The sequence below is a fragment of the Bacillus sp. JJ664 genome (genome assembly GCF_036962205.1).
Classification (GTDB): Bacteria; Bacillota; Bacilli; order Bacillales; family Bacillaceae_G; genus Gottfriedia.
In genome coordinates this window covers 15,497-30,155 of sequence record NZ_JBALMS010000064.1, presented here as the reverse complement: position 1 = coordinate 30,155, position 14,659 = coordinate 15,497, and the positions used below count along the sequence as shown (strand labels likewise).

General features: G+C 31.7%; 16 protein-coding genes. 8 read left to right on the top strand and 8 right to left on the bottom strand.

Going from position 1 to position 14,659, the window contains the following annotated elements; genetic code table 11:
• Positions 1-256 precede the first annotated feature (256 nt).
• The 6 genes from V7056_RS11975 to phaQ form a co-directional block, all read right to left on the bottom strand.
• Entirely contained in the window at positions 257-1,357 is a 1,101-nt protein-coding gene (locus V7056_RS11975) for an SDR family oxidoreductase (RefSeq protein WP_499702207.1), read from the bottom strand.
• 133 nt (positions 1,358-1,490) lie between these two features.
• A complete protein-coding gene (gene nagE / locus V7056_RS11970; protein ID WP_499702205.1) occupies positions 1,491-2,855 on the bottom strand; it encodes an N-acetylglucosamine-specific PTS transporter subunit IIBC in 1,365 nt (454 codons plus the stop codon).
• Between the two features lie 178 nt (positions 2,856-3,033).
• Positions 3,034-3,225, bottom strand: a complete 192-nt coding sequence (locus V7056_RS11965; protein WP_088000101.1) for an alpha/beta-type small acid-soluble spore protein — start codon at positions 3,223-3,225, stop codon at positions 3,034-3,036.
• A gap of 90 nt (positions 3,226-3,315) precedes the next feature.
• Positions 3,316-3,759, bottom strand: a complete 444-nt coding sequence (locus V7056_RS11960) for a MaoC family dehydratase (RefSeq protein ID WP_499702203.1) — start codon at positions 3,757-3,759, stop codon at positions 3,316-3,318.
• 57 nt (positions 3,760-3,816) lie between these two features.
• On the bottom strand, positions 3,817-4,329 hold the full coding sequence (locus V7056_RS11955; RefSeq protein ID WP_499702201.1) for a hypothetical protein: 513 nt from the start codon (positions 4,327-4,329) through the stop codon (positions 3,817-3,819).
• Between the two features lie 42 nt (positions 4,330-4,371).
• Positions 4,372-4,791, bottom strand: a complete 420-nt coding sequence (phaQ, locus tag V7056_RS11950; RefSeq protein ID WP_499702199.1) for a poly-beta-hydroxybutyrate-responsive repressor — start codon at positions 4,789-4,791, stop codon at positions 4,372-4,374.
• Positions 4,792-4,997: 206 nt separating this feature from the next.
• On the opposite strand from phaQ, the gene V7056_RS11945 reads away from it, so the two are divergent.
• From V7056_RS11945 to V7056_RS11915, 7 genes are all read left to right on the top strand, one after another.
• Positions 4,998-5,441 (top strand): polyhydroxyalkanoic acid synthase subunit PhaR, encoded by a 444-nt coding sequence (locus tag V7056_RS11945; RefSeq protein WP_499702197.1) that lies wholly within the window; start codon positions 4,998-5,000, stop codon positions 5,439-5,441.
• 23 nt (positions 5,442-5,464) lie between these two features.
• Complete coding sequence (locus V7056_RS11940; RefSeq protein ID WP_499702196.1) at positions 5,465-6,205, top strand: 3-oxoacyl-ACP reductase; 741 nt, start codon at positions 5,465-5,467, stop codon at positions 6,203-6,205.
• Between the two features lie 33 nt (positions 6,206-6,238).
• A complete protein-coding gene (gene phaC / locus V7056_RS11935) occupies positions 6,239-7,318 on the top strand; it encodes a class III poly(R)-hydroxyalkanoic acid synthase subunit PhaC (protein ID WP_499702194.1) in 1,080 nt (359 codons plus the stop codon).
• A 107-nt stretch (positions 7,319-7,425) separates the two neighbouring features.
• Entirely contained in the window at positions 7,426-8,628 is a 1,203-nt protein-coding gene (locus V7056_RS11930) for an NAD(P)/FAD-dependent oxidoreductase (protein WP_499702192.1), read from the top strand.
• A gap of 82 nt (positions 8,629-8,710) precedes the next feature.
• Positions 8,711-9,379: a DUF421 domain-containing protein gene (locus V7056_RS11925; protein ID WP_499702190.1), complete on the top strand. Its 669-nt coding sequence runs from the start codon at positions 8,711-8,713 to the stop codon at positions 9,377-9,379.
• 55 nt (positions 9,380-9,434) lie between these two features.
• Complete coding sequence (locus V7056_RS11920) at positions 9,435-9,941, top strand: DUF3189 family protein (RefSeq protein ID WP_192601252.1); 507 nt, start codon at positions 9,435-9,437, stop codon at positions 9,939-9,941.
• Positions 9,942-10,103: 162 nt separating this feature from the next.
• Positions 10,104-10,565: a DinB family protein gene (locus V7056_RS11915; RefSeq protein WP_499702188.1), complete on the top strand. Its 462-nt coding sequence runs from the start codon at positions 10,104-10,106 to the stop codon at positions 10,563-10,565.
• 81 nt (positions 10,566-10,646) lie between these two features.
• Here V7056_RS11915 and V7056_RS11910 read toward each other — a convergent pair whose 3' ends face one another.
• A complete protein-coding gene (locus tag V7056_RS11910) occupies positions 10,647-10,997 on the bottom strand; it encodes a DUF3905 domain-containing protein (protein WP_499702186.1) in 351 nt (116 codons plus the stop codon).
• 93 nt (positions 10,998-11,090) lie between these two features.
• Positions 11,091-12,833 (bottom strand): B12-binding domain-containing radical SAM protein, encoded by a 1,743-nt coding sequence (locus V7056_RS11905; protein ID WP_499702184.1) that lies wholly within the window; start codon positions 12,831-12,833, stop codon positions 11,091-11,093.
• Positions 12,834-13,642: 809 nt separating this feature from the next.
• On the opposite strand from V7056_RS11905, the gene mtnB reads away from it, so the two are divergent.
• Positions 13,643-14,278: a methylthioribulose 1-phosphate dehydratase gene (gene mtnB, locus V7056_RS11900; RefSeq protein ID WP_499702182.1), complete on the top strand. Its 636-nt coding sequence runs from the start codon at positions 13,643-13,645 to the stop codon at positions 14,276-14,278.
• Positions 14,279-14,659 lie beyond the last annotated feature (381 nt).

Here is a 14,659-nt window from a genome sequence, read left to right as displayed (position 1 = left end):
CAATATATAAGAACTAAGAGATTCGAACTGATTGAAAATGTGTATCTCTTTCAAGGCAAAGGAGCTGGTAGGGGAGCGGATTTACTTTTCAATGTGATTCTCACCCCAAGCAGGTGAATCAACTAAGAAAGCAAACATTTGGCGGGTAATCTGTAATGAAAGTGTCCTATTATATAGAAGATACTATTTTAGTGATTGGTTTTCTGTTGAAACAATCCGCGTATCTACTAACTTACGTGTTAGGCTTTAAAATAGTTTATGTAACAACAACATGCTTTTCAATCATGTGTTCATGATCCTGATAATATTTAGTTAAAGTAGGTAGGATTTTTATAAAGTCAGGACATGAAATTTTTGATCCTTTTAAATCATTTAATGTATTTGTGCAATCATACTCTGAATAGCAATTAAAATAAGAAATTACTTCTTTTTCTACTTTGAGCATTTTTCTGATCTTTGAAAAGGATAGTATCGGACTAACAATTTGTAGTGGAATCATACCAAAAGTTGATTTATTTAAATAAATAGAGAGCATTTCTTTATAAATGTCTTGAACAGGATATGGTGTTGGATCAGTAATTTGATATGTTTTATTCATTCCAACTGCTTGTTGACTTAAAAAGTACACAGCATCAATTAAATAATTAATCGGTATGAAGTTGCCAGTAGCGTTATCTTTGCCTAATTGCGGGATAAAGGGTAAGAATCGAAGCTTTGAAAAGAAATTTAAAATAAAATATGGTCCATCAAATTTAGATGTTTCACCAGTTTCGGAATGTCCAACGACAATCCCAGGTCTAATAATCGTAATAGGAAGTTTTCCTTTTAATTTCTCCACTTCAATTTCTGCATAATATTTAGTTTCCTCATAGTAGTTTTTAAAGGATTGGCCCATTATTAATTCTGATTCAAGGATTTTGCCTTCTCGATTTCCCGATACATAACTCGTACTAAAATATGTATATCGACAAAGTCTTTTTAATGAAAGAGCAAATTTATTTACATTTATTGTTCCATTTACATTTACTTCATATGCAATTTGTTTCGGAACAGCCAAGTCATATATAGCAGCTAAATGAAATAAATCCGTCACTTCTTCATGCAGTTGAATCAGCTTAGTTGAATCGATCCCTAAATGCGGCTTAGTAATGTCTCCCTCGATTAGTTCAATTTTTGAGAGCTGTAATGGAAGTTTTTTATGTAGAACTTCTAATGCATTTTGACAATTTTCTAACATACTTGGGAGAATTAAAAGATAAATTTTATGAAGAGAAGTGTCTGAAGTTATTATTTTTTGAACCAAGTTTTGAGTAATAAATCCTGGGAAACCAGTAATAAAATAGGTTTTCGTGTTCATAAATGCCTCCTAGTCAATTGATATCATTATAATGATATTTCGGATGAAAAGAGAATTTTCCTTTTTAATCCTTTAAATTGGTTAAAGAAACTTAAAAAGAAGCTTATCCGAAAGGACAAGCTTCTTTTTTTTATTATTTTACAGATTTCTTTAAGTCTTCTGCTACAAACTCTACATTTGTACCAACTACAACTTGAACGTTTTTATCATCTAATTTAATAACGCCACGAGCACCAGCTTTTTTAAGAAGTGACTCATTAACTTTTGATGCGTCTTTTACTTGTAAACGTAAACGAGTAGTACAGTTATCAATATTTATTAAGTTTTCTTTACCACCTAAACCTTGTAGGTATAAAGAATCACCAATTTCAGTTGTTACTTCGTCAGTTTCAACTTCCTCGTCTTCACGACCAGGTGTTTTAATATTAAATTTAATAATTGCAAAGTAGAATACGATGAAGTAAATTACTGCAAAGACTAAACCAACTAGAATTAGTAAAATTGGTTTTTGTGAAATATTAAAGTTTATCACATAGTCAATGAAACCAGCAGAGAAAGTGAAACCTGTTTTAATTCCTAAAGCATTAACGATACCCATTGATAAACCAGTTAGAATTGCATGGAATGCATATAATACTGGAGCAATAAACATAAATGCGAATTCGATTGGCTCAGTAATACCTGTTAAGAATGATGTTAATGCAAGACCTAAGAACATACCAGTTACAGCTTTACGTCTTTCAGGCTTCGCCGCAGCAATCATAGCGATCGCAGCTGCTGGTAGACCAAACATCATGATTGGGAAGAAACCAGTCATAAATGCTCCCGCAGATTTATCACCAGCGAAGAATCTGTTTAAATCACCATGCACTAATTTGCCAGCTGCATCTGTAAAGTCACCTAAGTTAAACCAGAAAATTGTATTTAATACGTGATGTAAACCTAATGGAATTAAAATTCGGTTTAAGAAACCAAATACCGCAGCTCCAATTGCACCAAGATCGATAATCCAGTTACCAACTGAGTTAATTGCATCTTGAATTGAAGGCCAGATATATCCAAATAAACCAGCTAAAATTAGCATAACAGCGGATGTAATAATCGGAACGAATCGACGCCCACTAAAGAATCCTAACCATTCAGGTAATTTAATACCACTAAATCTGTTGTATAGTAAACCAGCAATAACCCCGGCAATAATACCACCAAGAGCGGCCATGTTAATATCTTTATTAATAGAAGTTGCACCTGCAGTCAGTACGAAGTAACCGATTGCACCGGCTAGACCAGCAGCACCATTTCCATCTTTAGATATACCAATTGCAACACCAATTGCAAAAATTAATGCTAAATTCGAGAATATCGCATTACCGGCAGCAGCCATAAATGGGATATCAAGTAAATCAGGTTGTCCAAAGCGCAGTAGTAAACCTGCAGCCGGAAGGACAGCGATTGGAAGCATTAGTGCTTTACCAATACGTTGTAAAAAACTAAGCATAATTTCTCCTCCAAATTATTCAATTTTTGTTTACGCTTTCATTATAAACGCAATCCTATAAAGTTGTCTATACAACTAGTTAATATTATTTTTACATTTTATGGAAAAAAATGAAAAAATAAATAGGGAAGAAAAAAATCTTCCCTATATTAAGCCATTTTATATAATTTTAAGTTAATTAAAGCCCTTTTAAATGACTTTGCGCTTGCGCAATTAGACGTTTCGTAATTTCTCCACCTACAGAACCATTTGAACGAGCAGTTGTATCAGATCCTAATGTAACGCCAAATTCATTAGCAATCTCATATTTAAATTGATCAAGTGCTTGTTCAACACCTGGAACTAATAATTTATTATTTGAACGTGCCATGATTTTCACCCCTTCTGTAAGTAATAACTTACATTCATATAATTTACAATTGGGGCTATATCATGCTTGGAAAATACAGTCATATTAGGATTAAGTTAACTTTTTAACTAATGCAGATCCTTCAACTACCAATACATTTTCCTGATTGTATACATTTGTTTCGAGAGTTAATAACTTCTTATCATCACGTTTTTTTAATACTTTTACAGAAACAGTAATTGTATCGTTAATTTTAACTGGTGCTTTAAATGATACTTCTTGTGATAAGTAAATCGTATTTTTACCGGGAAGTTTTGTACCAAGTACGGCAGATATAAAACTACAAATTAACATGCCATGTGCTATTCTTTCACCGAAAATACTCTCTTTTGCAAAATCATCAATTAAATGAATTGGATTTACATCTGTTGAAATTGCTGCATATTGTTCAATCATTTCGGAAGTTATTTTGACTTGAAAATTAGCTTCGTCACCATCTGAAATCGAATCAAAATGAATTTCTCGTACATTTTTTGCACTTTCAAAAATATTCATTTTGTTTCATCCTTTCTTAAGTTGAAATAACTACTATTTCAAGCGAAGGTAGCAAAATTATAATTTTGAGAATGTGAAATCTTTAAACTGTTTCGCCCAATCTTCCTGAGTTTTTTGGAATTGTTGGAAATAATTTGTCCAGTTAGTCAAATTTGGCGTGTCGAAAGGTTGTTTAAATAATTGTTGGAAATATTGCTGTTGTTGGTTTGTCATTGTATTCATTGATTGGAAAAAAGCTTGATACGGGTTTGGATTCACGTTTGACCAATAAGATTGAAATGGAACAAATTGCTCAAATAATTTTTTCCAAGTTTGATCATATGCCTCTTGATTAATTGATGGTTTAATTTCGTTTACTAATTTAACCATTTCTTGAAACTGTTCATAAGATTTTTTTTGTTGATTTTGTACTTGTTCATTTAAGTTTTCCCATTGCTTTGCTTGTTCTTGCAATAATGATTCTGTCCACTGTTGAATTTGCAGTTGATTATCTAATAAATACTGAAGCATTTTCTGAAAGTTCTCAGCTGCTTGTTCCATTTGAAGATCGATTGTTTTTTCAGTCATCACGATATTCCTCCAAAAATTTATTATTGAATGCAAAAAGCATGTTCAATCTTTTTTAAATTTTTCATCAGAATTACTAAATGGGAAAAAAGAACTAGTATAAATTGAGAAGAATGTTTGAAGCATCTGTTGATATTGAGTAAAAGAAGAGTGGCAAGTTTTTAAGTACTCTTCACCAGCTTGTGTGATGGAATAAATTCGCTTAGCTGGGCCATCATTTCCATGCTCCCAACTTGATTGAATATAACTTTCTTTTTCTAATTGTCTTAAAATCCGATAAACATTGCTTGAGTCAAGCGTTGTAAATCCTAAATCGAATAGAACTTGCATTAATTTATATCCATGCATATTCCATTGCTTAAGACTAAGAAGTAGAAAGGGAACTAAAAAGTTTTTTGGTAAAGAAATTGTATCGACAGATTCTTTTTGGTTTTTTATTTTTTTGTCTTGATCATTAGTTGTCATAAAGTAATGTCCCCCTCTATAACGTAGTAATGTAATCTTACCTTAAGTGTAATTTACACTTAGTACAATTTATTGTCAATATTTTAAGAATATATCGAATTTTAAAAACAAATTTCGACAGTTGCTGTAGAAAAATCACGAAAATATTGAATTGTTTGTCAATAATTTGTTTTCTATACTTAAAGATGAGTGAGGAGGATGAACTTATGTCAGAACAAAACATTTCTGATCCTTTAAAAATGTGGAAGCAGTTATATGATGTCAACGAAAAATACTGGGGAAAAATGATGAACGATGTGGTCCAAAAAGAAGAATTTTCTGAATGGATGGGATCTGTACTAGACTTTAATCTTTATTGTAAAAAAGTCATGAATGATCAATCTAAAACATTTTTGGAAGCTTCAAACATTGCTTCGAAGGAAGATATTGCAAATGTTGCAAGCTTGGTCATAAATTTGGAACAGAAAGTCGATACGATAGAGGACCATTTATTTGATCAAACTGGAAATGAATTGGATACAAGTGCATTAAAAAAAGATATGACAAAATTAAAGTCTGAAACAAAAGCGATACATCAACAAATTAATGAATTGAAAACATCTTTGACAAGCATTGAGAAACTTTTACAGCAATTAACAACAAATAAATAATTGGGTAAAAAGGAGAATGATTCATGGATTTAGTAAATCGTGTAGCGATCGTAACAGGTGGAGCAAAAGGTATTGGGAAAGCTATTGCATTTTCATTGGCGAGAAAAGGTGCTAAGGTTGTTATCAATTATAATAGCAGCGAGCAAAGTGCAAAAGCAGTCGTTGATGAATTAACATCAGAAGGATATGAAGCACTAGCTGTTCAAGCAAATGTAGCTGAATTTGAGCAAACAAAAGCACTAGTTGGGCGCACGATTGAACATTTCGGACGTTTAGATATTATTGTAAATAATGCTGGTATCACAAGAGACCGTACTTTCAAAAAGCTTAGTGAAGACGATTGGCATGAAGTAATTAGCGTAAATTTAAGTAGTGTATATAATACATGCAACGCTGCATTACCGCATTTATTAGAATCCGATAATGCAAGAATTATTAATATCTCCTCAGTAATTGGTCAAGCAGGTGGTTTTGGTCAAACGAACTATTCTGCTGCAAAAGCCGGAATGATTGGATTTACTAAATCATTAGCTATTGAATTAGCAAAATCAAATATTACTGTCAATACTGTTTGCCCAGGTTTTATCGAAACTGACATGTTAAGTGAAGTCCCTGAAAATGTAAAAGAACAAATTAAAGCCAAAATTCCTAAAAGACGTTTTGGTACTGCAGATGAGATTGCGAAAGCAGTTCTCTACTTATGCCAAGACGGTGAATATATAACTGGTCAACAAATTAATGTTAATGGTGGCCTATACGTATAATTTCTCGATTTTATTAGAAAAAGGGGGAATAGTGTGTTTAGTTCACAGCGATTAGAAGCGTCAACTGAATCATTTCCACAAGGTTTGAAAGAATCTTATAAAAGATTAAAAAGAACAGCCGATATTCTCACAAAAGATGGAGATCCTTTAGTAGGGCAATCACCTAAAGAGGTTATTTGGACGAAAAACAAAAGTAAGCTTTATCATTACATTCCAACAACGAAAAAAGTGAGAAAAACGCCTATTCTCTTAGTGTATGCATTGATCAATAAACCTTATATCCTAGATTTAACAAAGGGAAACTCATTTGTAGAATATCTAGTGAATGAAGGTTTTGATGTATATTTATTAGACTGGGGAACGTTCGCACACGAAGATCGTCATTTGAAATTTGATGATATTGTGTATGATTATATTGCGAAAGCAGTTAAGAGAGTATTAAGGTTCTCTGGAGCTAGTGAATTATCAATACTCGGCTATTGTATGGGCGGTACGTTAACTAGCATTTATGCTGCACTTCACGAGGATGCTCCAATTAAAAACTTAATCTTTTTAACGAGTCCGTTTGACTTCTCTGAAACTGGTTTATATGGTTCATTTTTAAATGAAAAGTACTTTGCGCTTGATAAAGCAATCGATACTTTAGGGAATATCCCACCAGAGATGATTGATTTCGGTAATAAAATGCTGAAGCCAATTACAAATTTTGTTGGTCCATATGTAACATTATTAGATCGATCAGACAATACTGCTTTTATAAAGTCATGGCAGTTAATGCAGAAGTGGGTAACTGATGGTATTCCTTTCCCAGGTGAGGCTTATCGCCAATGGATTCGTGATTTTTATCAACAGAACAAGTTGTTAAAAGGCGAATTAGAAATTAGAGGGAAAAGGGTAGATGTATCAAAAATTAAGGCAAATGTATTGAATATTTCTGCTACAAAGGATCATATTGCGATGCCTTGTCAGGTTGAAGCGTTAAATGAACATATTTCGAGTAAAGACAAACAATATGTATCGATACCTTCTGGGCATGTATCAATTATGTTTGGTCCAGCATCTCTAAAAACAACATATCCGACAGTCGGAAAGTGGCTTAAAGAACGATCTTAATAAACCCCAAAATAATTTTGAAGAAAATCTCACTTGAAAAAAGTGGGATTTTTTTCTTTGTTATGACAAAAACTAATTTTTATGATGTAAGAAGAAGGAGTTCAAAAGTGAATATAAAAAGCGGTTTATTATATTGGCCAACAACTTTTCCTCATAGTCATGCGGAGTACAGACCATTAGAAGAGAATATAGAATGTGATTATGTAATAGTAGGTAGTGGTGTATCGGGGGCTCAAAGTGCATATTTTTTAAGTAAGACTGGTGCAAGTGTTGTATTAGTAGATAAACGAAAAATAGCTCATGGAAGTACAATCGTAAATACGGGTTTAATACAATATATAAATGATAAGCCATTAACTGCTTGTATTGATTCATTTGGTAAAGAAGTCGGAGTCCGCTTTTATCGCCTTTGTCTAGAAGCTGTAAAAGGTATTGAAGAAATAACAAAAAACTTAGAGATTGATGCAAATTTTATTAGAAGAAAAAGTTTGTATTTTGCGAGCGATCAAACTGGTAAAGAAATGATCGAGTCTGAATATAAAGTATTAGTAGAAAATGGCTTTCCAGTCGAAAAATTTTCAAAAGAAGATATCAAAAATAAATATCAGATCGAAAAAGAAAGTGCATTATTTACTTCAAATGATGCAGAGTTAAGTCCGTTTAAATACGTTCATGGAATTCTTCAATATGTGATAAAGCGAGATGTTAGGGTATTTAGTGAAACCGAAGTGAAAAGCTTGATCGGTACTAAGAATGGTGTTGAATTGTTTACAGATAGACATGTGACAATAAAAGCAAAAAAAGTAATATTTGCAGGTGGCTATGAGTCATTAGAATTAAAAAAAGATAAAAATGCAGTACTTTCTTCTACTTATGCAATTGTAACTGAAGCATGTTTAAAGAACGAGGCATGGCATGAGAATAGTTTAATTTGGGAGACAGCTAGACCTTATTTATATTTTCGAACAACAACTGATGGAAGAATAATAGTTGGGGGTAAGGATGAATATACGATAAATCCAGAACAAAGAGATGCGATGTTACATCATAAAAAAGACCAATTATTAAAAAGTTTAATTGAACTATATCCAAAATATAAAGATGTAAAGATTGAATATTATTGGACAGGTTTATTTGGCTCTACTCATACTGGCTTACCAATGATTAGGGAGTATCCAGAATATCCAAATTGTTATTTTTTAATGGGATTTGGCGGGAGTGGTATGATTTACTCTTATATTTTGGCAAAAATAATATATGATTTGATCACTAGTGGATATAACCCAGATGCACATATATTTATGAATTAAGTACGATTTGTGGCAATCATGAATAAAAAGCTTGAAATAGTAAGAAAATTTAATAGGTACTAAATATACAGGAGTGTAAATTATGGGATACCTTGAAATATTGAATGAATTATTCTTTGGGTACATTGCTCTTTTTATAGTCGTTAAAATACTTGGTAAAACGCAAATTAATCAAATTACACCTTTCGATTTTATCTCAGCTCTTGTACTAGGTAATATTTTAGGAGATGCAATTTATGATGATAAAGCAAATCTTCCACATATATTATTTAGTATTTTTACATGGAGCGCGCTGATCTTTATTACTGAAATGATTACTCAAAAATCTCGTCGAGCGAGAAAGGTTCTAGAGGGAGATCCATCAGTCGTCATCAAAAAAGGGATTATACAATGGGATGAATTAAAAAGAAATCGTTTAGATATCGATCAGCTATTACAATTACTCAGGGCAAAAGGTACATTTTCTGTTAACGAGGTTGCATATGCGATATTGGAGAATGATGGCTCTATTAGTGTTTTAAAAAAGTCGAGCTATGATGTTGCAACGAAGCAAGATTTAAAAATAAATTCAGAAAAAGCGATCATGCCAATGGTCATTATCAGTGATGGCAAGATTATTGAAAGATCATTATACTCATTGAAAAAGGATGAAAAATGGGTGCATAAAAAATTATCAGATGCTAATTTAACATTAAAACAGGTTTGCTTTGCAGAATGGGATTCTAAACAATTACATTTACATACGTATTAAAAAAGGTAATGGGTGCGATACAATTTCTTAATCAAATATAAAGGAATGAATTGACATGAAATATTATATTTATAACTGTTTTGGCGGTACACATTCTTCACCTTTAGCTGCAGCATATCATTTAAATAAATTACCTAAAGACCGTAAGCCAACAGATAGTGAAGTTAAAAACGTCGATTTATTTAATAAACTGAAGCCAAAAGATGGTGGGAAATTATATTACCATGGTGAAGACGAAAATGGGGATAAAGTTTATACTGTTGCAAGGAGATATACGAAAAATGTTAATGCAGCTATTGAGAGCTTAGGTATGCTGTTATTAAATAATGATGACAAAATTATTCTATCAAATACCTCACCAACAGTTCCATTGGCTATGACTTTAGGTGGATTTACATCAAGATTTTTAAAAATTGATTTTATTGGAGTACCTTTACTTGTTTTAGGTGCAAAGCAAACATATATAAATTTAATTAAATTAGTAGAAAACACAAAGAATTATCAACATTTGGCAGTTGAAAAAGTAACGACATTAGACAACAAAAATTTTAATAAGAACTAAAAAATGGACGTATTCAATACGTCCAATTTTTTTAATAAGGCATATTTAAAACATCGATGGCTTTTTTAACAAACGGTGAGAAGTGTATTTGTTTTGGTGTGGATGATAGTAAGAAGCGTTTAGATTTGATAATATGGAAGAAAAAGAACGGTAGGGAAAAATATGTATGTTGAAAGTGTAATTCATCAAATAACTTACTCCGTAGATAGTGTAATTCAAATAATAGATTGTTTAAGTGAAGAAGACTTGCATTATAGACCAGTGGAGAATAAAAAATCAATAGGAGAGCTAATACAACATTTATGTGAATTAATGGCAGCGGATATGTTAATAAGTAATGGTGCAACGAAAATAGAAATGGAAACATTTTATGAATCTGTAAAATGTCATTCGATTGTAGAATTAAAAGCTTTGTTACTGCGTGGTAGAGAGCAGCTTATCAACACTTATAGACTTTATAATGAAGAAGATCTAATGCAAAAAAAGTCGTCATATTGGGGCGTAGAATATACAAGGTTTGAATGGTTACTTGAAATTTTAGTCCATTTTACGCATCACAGGGCTCAATTACATACTCTAGTAGTTTTGAAAAATAGCGATATGCAAGTTTCTTTGTTTGAATAGTATAATCGATGGAAAACGAAAACAGATAAAAGAGAGGGGAGAAATGGAGAATTTCCCGATTCCATTTCTCCTCCCACATCTTTAGTCTCTTGTTTCGTGCTGTGGATGCATAAATTGCTTTCCAGGTTCTCTTTCTAATTTTTTAGATTCAATGATAGCTGAATTTTCTGCTGTTGCCCACCCAATATCATTTGTTGGATGAACCCATTCATCCCCAGCCATAAGAGCAGGATCTACATCATCAGACCAATTATTTAAAGGAGAATTTGGTGAACTGTATTTACTATCACCAATGACAACACCTTTTGAATTGATAAAAGGTTCCTCCATTTTGACATCGGTTCCTTTGAAGGAAGGAAAGTTTGAAATATGCGGTAGAGTTTCATTCAATACCGGAGATTCAATTTTTTTGTTTTCTTTTTTTTTGTTCATTTTATCACCTCGACTTACAAATATTATTAGCTTTTAAGTGAATTCAATTCAAAACAAAAGGACAATACCAAAAAAATGGTATTGTCCTTTGCATTACACTTCTAATGTGAAAAATGATGGTTTTAAGGTTTTTGGTGAAAAGTATACTAACATTGCATATGAACCAGTTCTATATTCAGCGGATTGTAAGAAATGTTCAATATCGAATGAAAGTGGTTCAACCAAAGTATGTTTGTATAATTCTTTTTCATTTAAATGAAGATCTAAGAATTCTTTACTTAAAAATTCTGGCTGCTCAATTATTTGTTTATATATTCTCTTTGAAAAATCATTGTCAGTACTATCTTCCCACCATGGTTTTCGAGGTTTGTATTTATGATTTAAGTAATAATCTACTTTCATAATGTCTTTTGTGATCTTTCCATTTTTAATTGAATAATGTTTTAAGAACTCATCTAAACGTTTAAATAAATCTTCAAGCTGGTGGCCTATTCGTGACCAACCACGTTCTTCCCAATATGAACCAAATAATTGGAAGAAATCAAATGGACTTTCGAATTCATTTTCAATTAAATACTCGATTGTATTATTTGTTCTGTGGTCATTCCAATATTTTTCTAGAACATCCTCTACTTGCTTAATTTTCACGATGTCTTCAAAAGGTAAAATATTGTTACCTAAAACCTCGTATGGTGCGTAATCCATATATACATAGTCATGTTCATGGGCTCTTAACCGTACACCAGTGCCTCGAAGCATTTTTAGGAATCCAAGTTGAAGCTCTTCGGGACGCAATTCAAAAACATCATTAAACGTTTGTCTGAATGATTGATAATCTTCCTCTGGTAAACCTGCAATTAAGTCTAAATGCTGGTCAATTTTTTCGCCATCTCTAACAAGTGTTACAGTGCGACATAGTTTTTCGAAATTCTGTCTCCTCATGACAAGTTCATTTGTAGCATCGTTCGTAGATTGAACACCAATTTCAAATCGGAATAACCCTTTAGGAGCATTTTCATTAAGGAATTCGATTACTTCAGGTCTCATAATATCGCCTGTTATTTCAAATTGAAATACCGTACCCTCTACATGCTCATCAATTAAGAATTGGAACATGTCCATCGCGTAGCTTCTACTTATATTAAATGTTCGATCAACAAACTTAAATACTTTTGCACCATTTGCCATTAGATAACGAATGTCATCTTTAATCACTTCACGGTTGAAATAACGAACACCTACTTCAATAGAAGATAAACAAAATTGGCAATTAAACGGACAGCCACGACTTGTCTCAATATATTGAATTCTTTTACTTAAGAAAGGTAGGTCTTCTTTAAAACGATAAGGAGATGGAATGCTTGTTAAATCTAATTTTTCAGTTTGAGGTCTAACAATATTTAAACCATTATCTCTATAACCAATTCCTGAGATCTTCGAGAAATCTTCCCCGTTGTCGATCGCTTTAATTAAGTTTTTAACTGTAATTTCGCCTTCACCAACGACTACAACGTCAACTTCCTTTACTCGATCCAACCAGTATTGAACATCATAACTTACTTCAGGTCCACCAATAAAAATCGTAACATTAGGGTCAATTTTTTTGTACATTTGAATGACTTCAATCGTTTGCTCGATATTCCAAATATAACAGCTAAACCCAATTATTTTTGGTTTCTTCTTATATAAATCAGTAATGATATTTATACTAGGATCTTTAATTGTATACTCAGCAAGTTCAATATCATATTCTGGCTGAGCATAAGCTTTTATATAACGAATTCCTAAATTTGTATGAATATATTTTGCGTTTAATGTTGCTAATACGACTTTCATTTACATACCTCGTTTTTATTTTGGCCCCACATCTGTCATATGCTTTTTGTTTGTAGCGGGTTCATAATTACCATAAAGTTTTAATAAACAATTAAACATTTAGTATAGAGCCTTATTTTTAGTCGTCTTATTTTATCACAAATTTACAGAATTTCTAAATGTAGATCATTACAATTTTTGTAAGAATGCTGATTTATTAATATTCATAATATCGGCGAGGTTCGTATCTATAGGCACTTTTCTGAAAGATTGCTTACATTATAAGACAGGAGTTGTAATCATCTAACGTATTCTTTTATAGATACAATGGACAATGGATACATAAACTGCCTTTCTATAAGATTGTTGCTTTTGGATTTAACAGCAAATACAAAAGTGATGATAATAGAAGTTACGAGATTCCAGCAGGAGATTGTAATCATTTACGAAAACAGCCAATATTTTTTTCATGAAAATTTGTAGAATCAATTTCAGAATTATCACATTTGTCTGATGATTTCATATAATTTACTAAATACAAAAAAGTTTCCTTAAGGAAAGAAAGGACAAAATAATGAATCGAAAAATAGTGTTTTTTACAATTTTATGTAATAAATTTGGGGTATTGTCTAAACAAGAAGTAAAAAAAGTATTTAATCAATAAAGATTATCAAAAAAAGAATGTTGATGTAAATTATTGGAGTTTGTTCATTTATTTAGAACTATTGACAATGAAGTTGGATGCATGACATAATTTTATTAAATAGTAAGAATAGTTTGAATTTTTAAAGGCATGCCAATAGATAGTCTAACTAAATGGAGGTGTAAGAATGAGTTTATTCTTAGAACAGTGGAAGAAACTTGCAAATATTAAATGTGACTTGGCAAAGCGGGATTGGTTTTATGGTACAAGTGGGAATTTATCAATGAAGATTTCTGATGATCCATTATTATTCCTTGTTACAGCAGATGAAAAAGATAAAAGAGCGCGATGTGATGAAGAATTTATTGTTGTTAATAACCAAGGGGAGCCAGTTTTTGATACTGTATTAAAACCCTCCCTTGAAACATTAATTCATGCTAATATTTATGAAAAGACGTCTGCTGCATGTGTGTTACATGTACATACGGTTGACAATAATATTATGTCTGAACTGTTTGGAGATGAAGGGAAAGTAGAACTTGAAGATAATGAAATGATTCATATCATTACAAGTTCCTATACAAATAGCAAAATTACGATTCCTATAATTGAAAATGCACAGGATATGGAAGCGTTTAAACGCTCCTATACTCCATTTCTAACGAATGATTATGGAGCAGTCCTTGTTAGAAACCATGGAATAACTGTCTGGGGGAGAACGCCTCTAGAGACGAAGAAATGGTTGGAAGGAATTGAGTTCCTCATTAGCTATAAAGTTAAAATGATGATGATACAAGGCCATAAAATTAAAGCTGGAAATTAAAAAGTTGTAAGCTAAAAATGTAATGAAGGATGTATTTCATTATATTTTTAGCTTTTTTATTTTATAATTAAACTGATAGTATAAGGTACTTGATCAATCTAACTTAAAAAAACTATGAACAAAGTTGAAATGAAAAATGCGTAATTTTTCGGTTAAAAAGTATACATATTTATATAGAAAATCAACAAACTTCTTTATTCATCCTAAAATTTAATGTTTTATTGAATTTATGGTAAGATTATATCAAATTTAATCAATATAAGAAGGAATTCGTTGAAAGTCGTCTAATTAATAAAGTAAGAAGAACTAATATATATAATTGTAGAAAAAACCTACTAAGTAAGTAAACTTAGTAGGTTTCATCTTGTATCACTTTAGAAA

Excerpts from the sequence above, each read along its gene's own strand:
- V7056_RS11965 (WP_088000101.1), bottom strand. The coding sequence starts at position 3,225 with ATGGCACGTTCAAATAATAAATTATTAGTTCCAGGTGTTGAACAAGCA.
- V7056_RS11960 (WP_499702203.1), bottom strand. The coding sequence starts at position 3,759 with ATGAATATTTTTGAAAGTGCAAAAAATGTACGAGAAATTCATTTTGAT.
- V7056_RS11910 (WP_499702186.1), bottom strand. The coding sequence starts at position 10,997 with ATGAACAAAAAAAAAGAAAACAAAAAAATTGAATCTCCGGTATTGAAT.
- phaQ (WP_499702199.1), bottom strand. The coding sequence starts at position 4,791 with ATGACAACTAATGATCAAGACAAAAAAATAAAAAACCAAAAAGAATCT.
- V7056_RS11975 (WP_499702207.1), bottom strand. The coding sequence starts at position 1,357 with ATGAACACGAAAACCTATTTTATTACTGGTTTCCCAGGATTTATTACT.
- V7056_RS11940 (WP_499702196.1), top strand. The coding sequence starts at position 5,465 with ATGGATTTAGTAAATCGTGTAGCGATCGTAACAGGTGGAGCAAAAGGT.
- mtnB (WP_499702182.1), top strand. The coding sequence starts at position 13,643 with ATGAGTTTATTCTTAGAACAGTGGAAGAAACTTGCAAATATTAAATGT.
- V7056_RS11905 (WP_499702184.1), bottom strand. The coding sequence starts at position 12,833 with ATGAAAGTCGTATTAGCAACATTAAACGCAAAATATATTCATACAAAT.
- V7056_RS11920 (WP_192601252.1), top strand. The coding sequence starts at position 9,435 with ATGAAATATTATATTTATAACTGTTTTGGCGGTACACATTCTTCACCT.
- V7056_RS11915 (WP_499702188.1), top strand. The coding sequence starts at position 10,104 with ATGTATGTTGAAAGTGTAATTCATCAAATAACTTACTCCGTAGATAGT.
- nagE (WP_499702205.1), bottom strand. The coding sequence starts at position 2,855 with ATGCTTAGTTTTTTACAACGTATTGGTAAAGCACTAATGCTTCCAATC.
- V7056_RS11925 (WP_499702190.1), top strand. The coding sequence starts at position 8,711 with ATGGGATACCTTGAAATATTGAATGAATTATTCTTTGGGTACATTGCT.
- V7056_RS11945 (WP_499702197.1), top strand. The coding sequence starts at position 4,998 with ATGTCAGAACAAAACATTTCTGATCCTTTAAAAATGTGGAAGCAGTTA.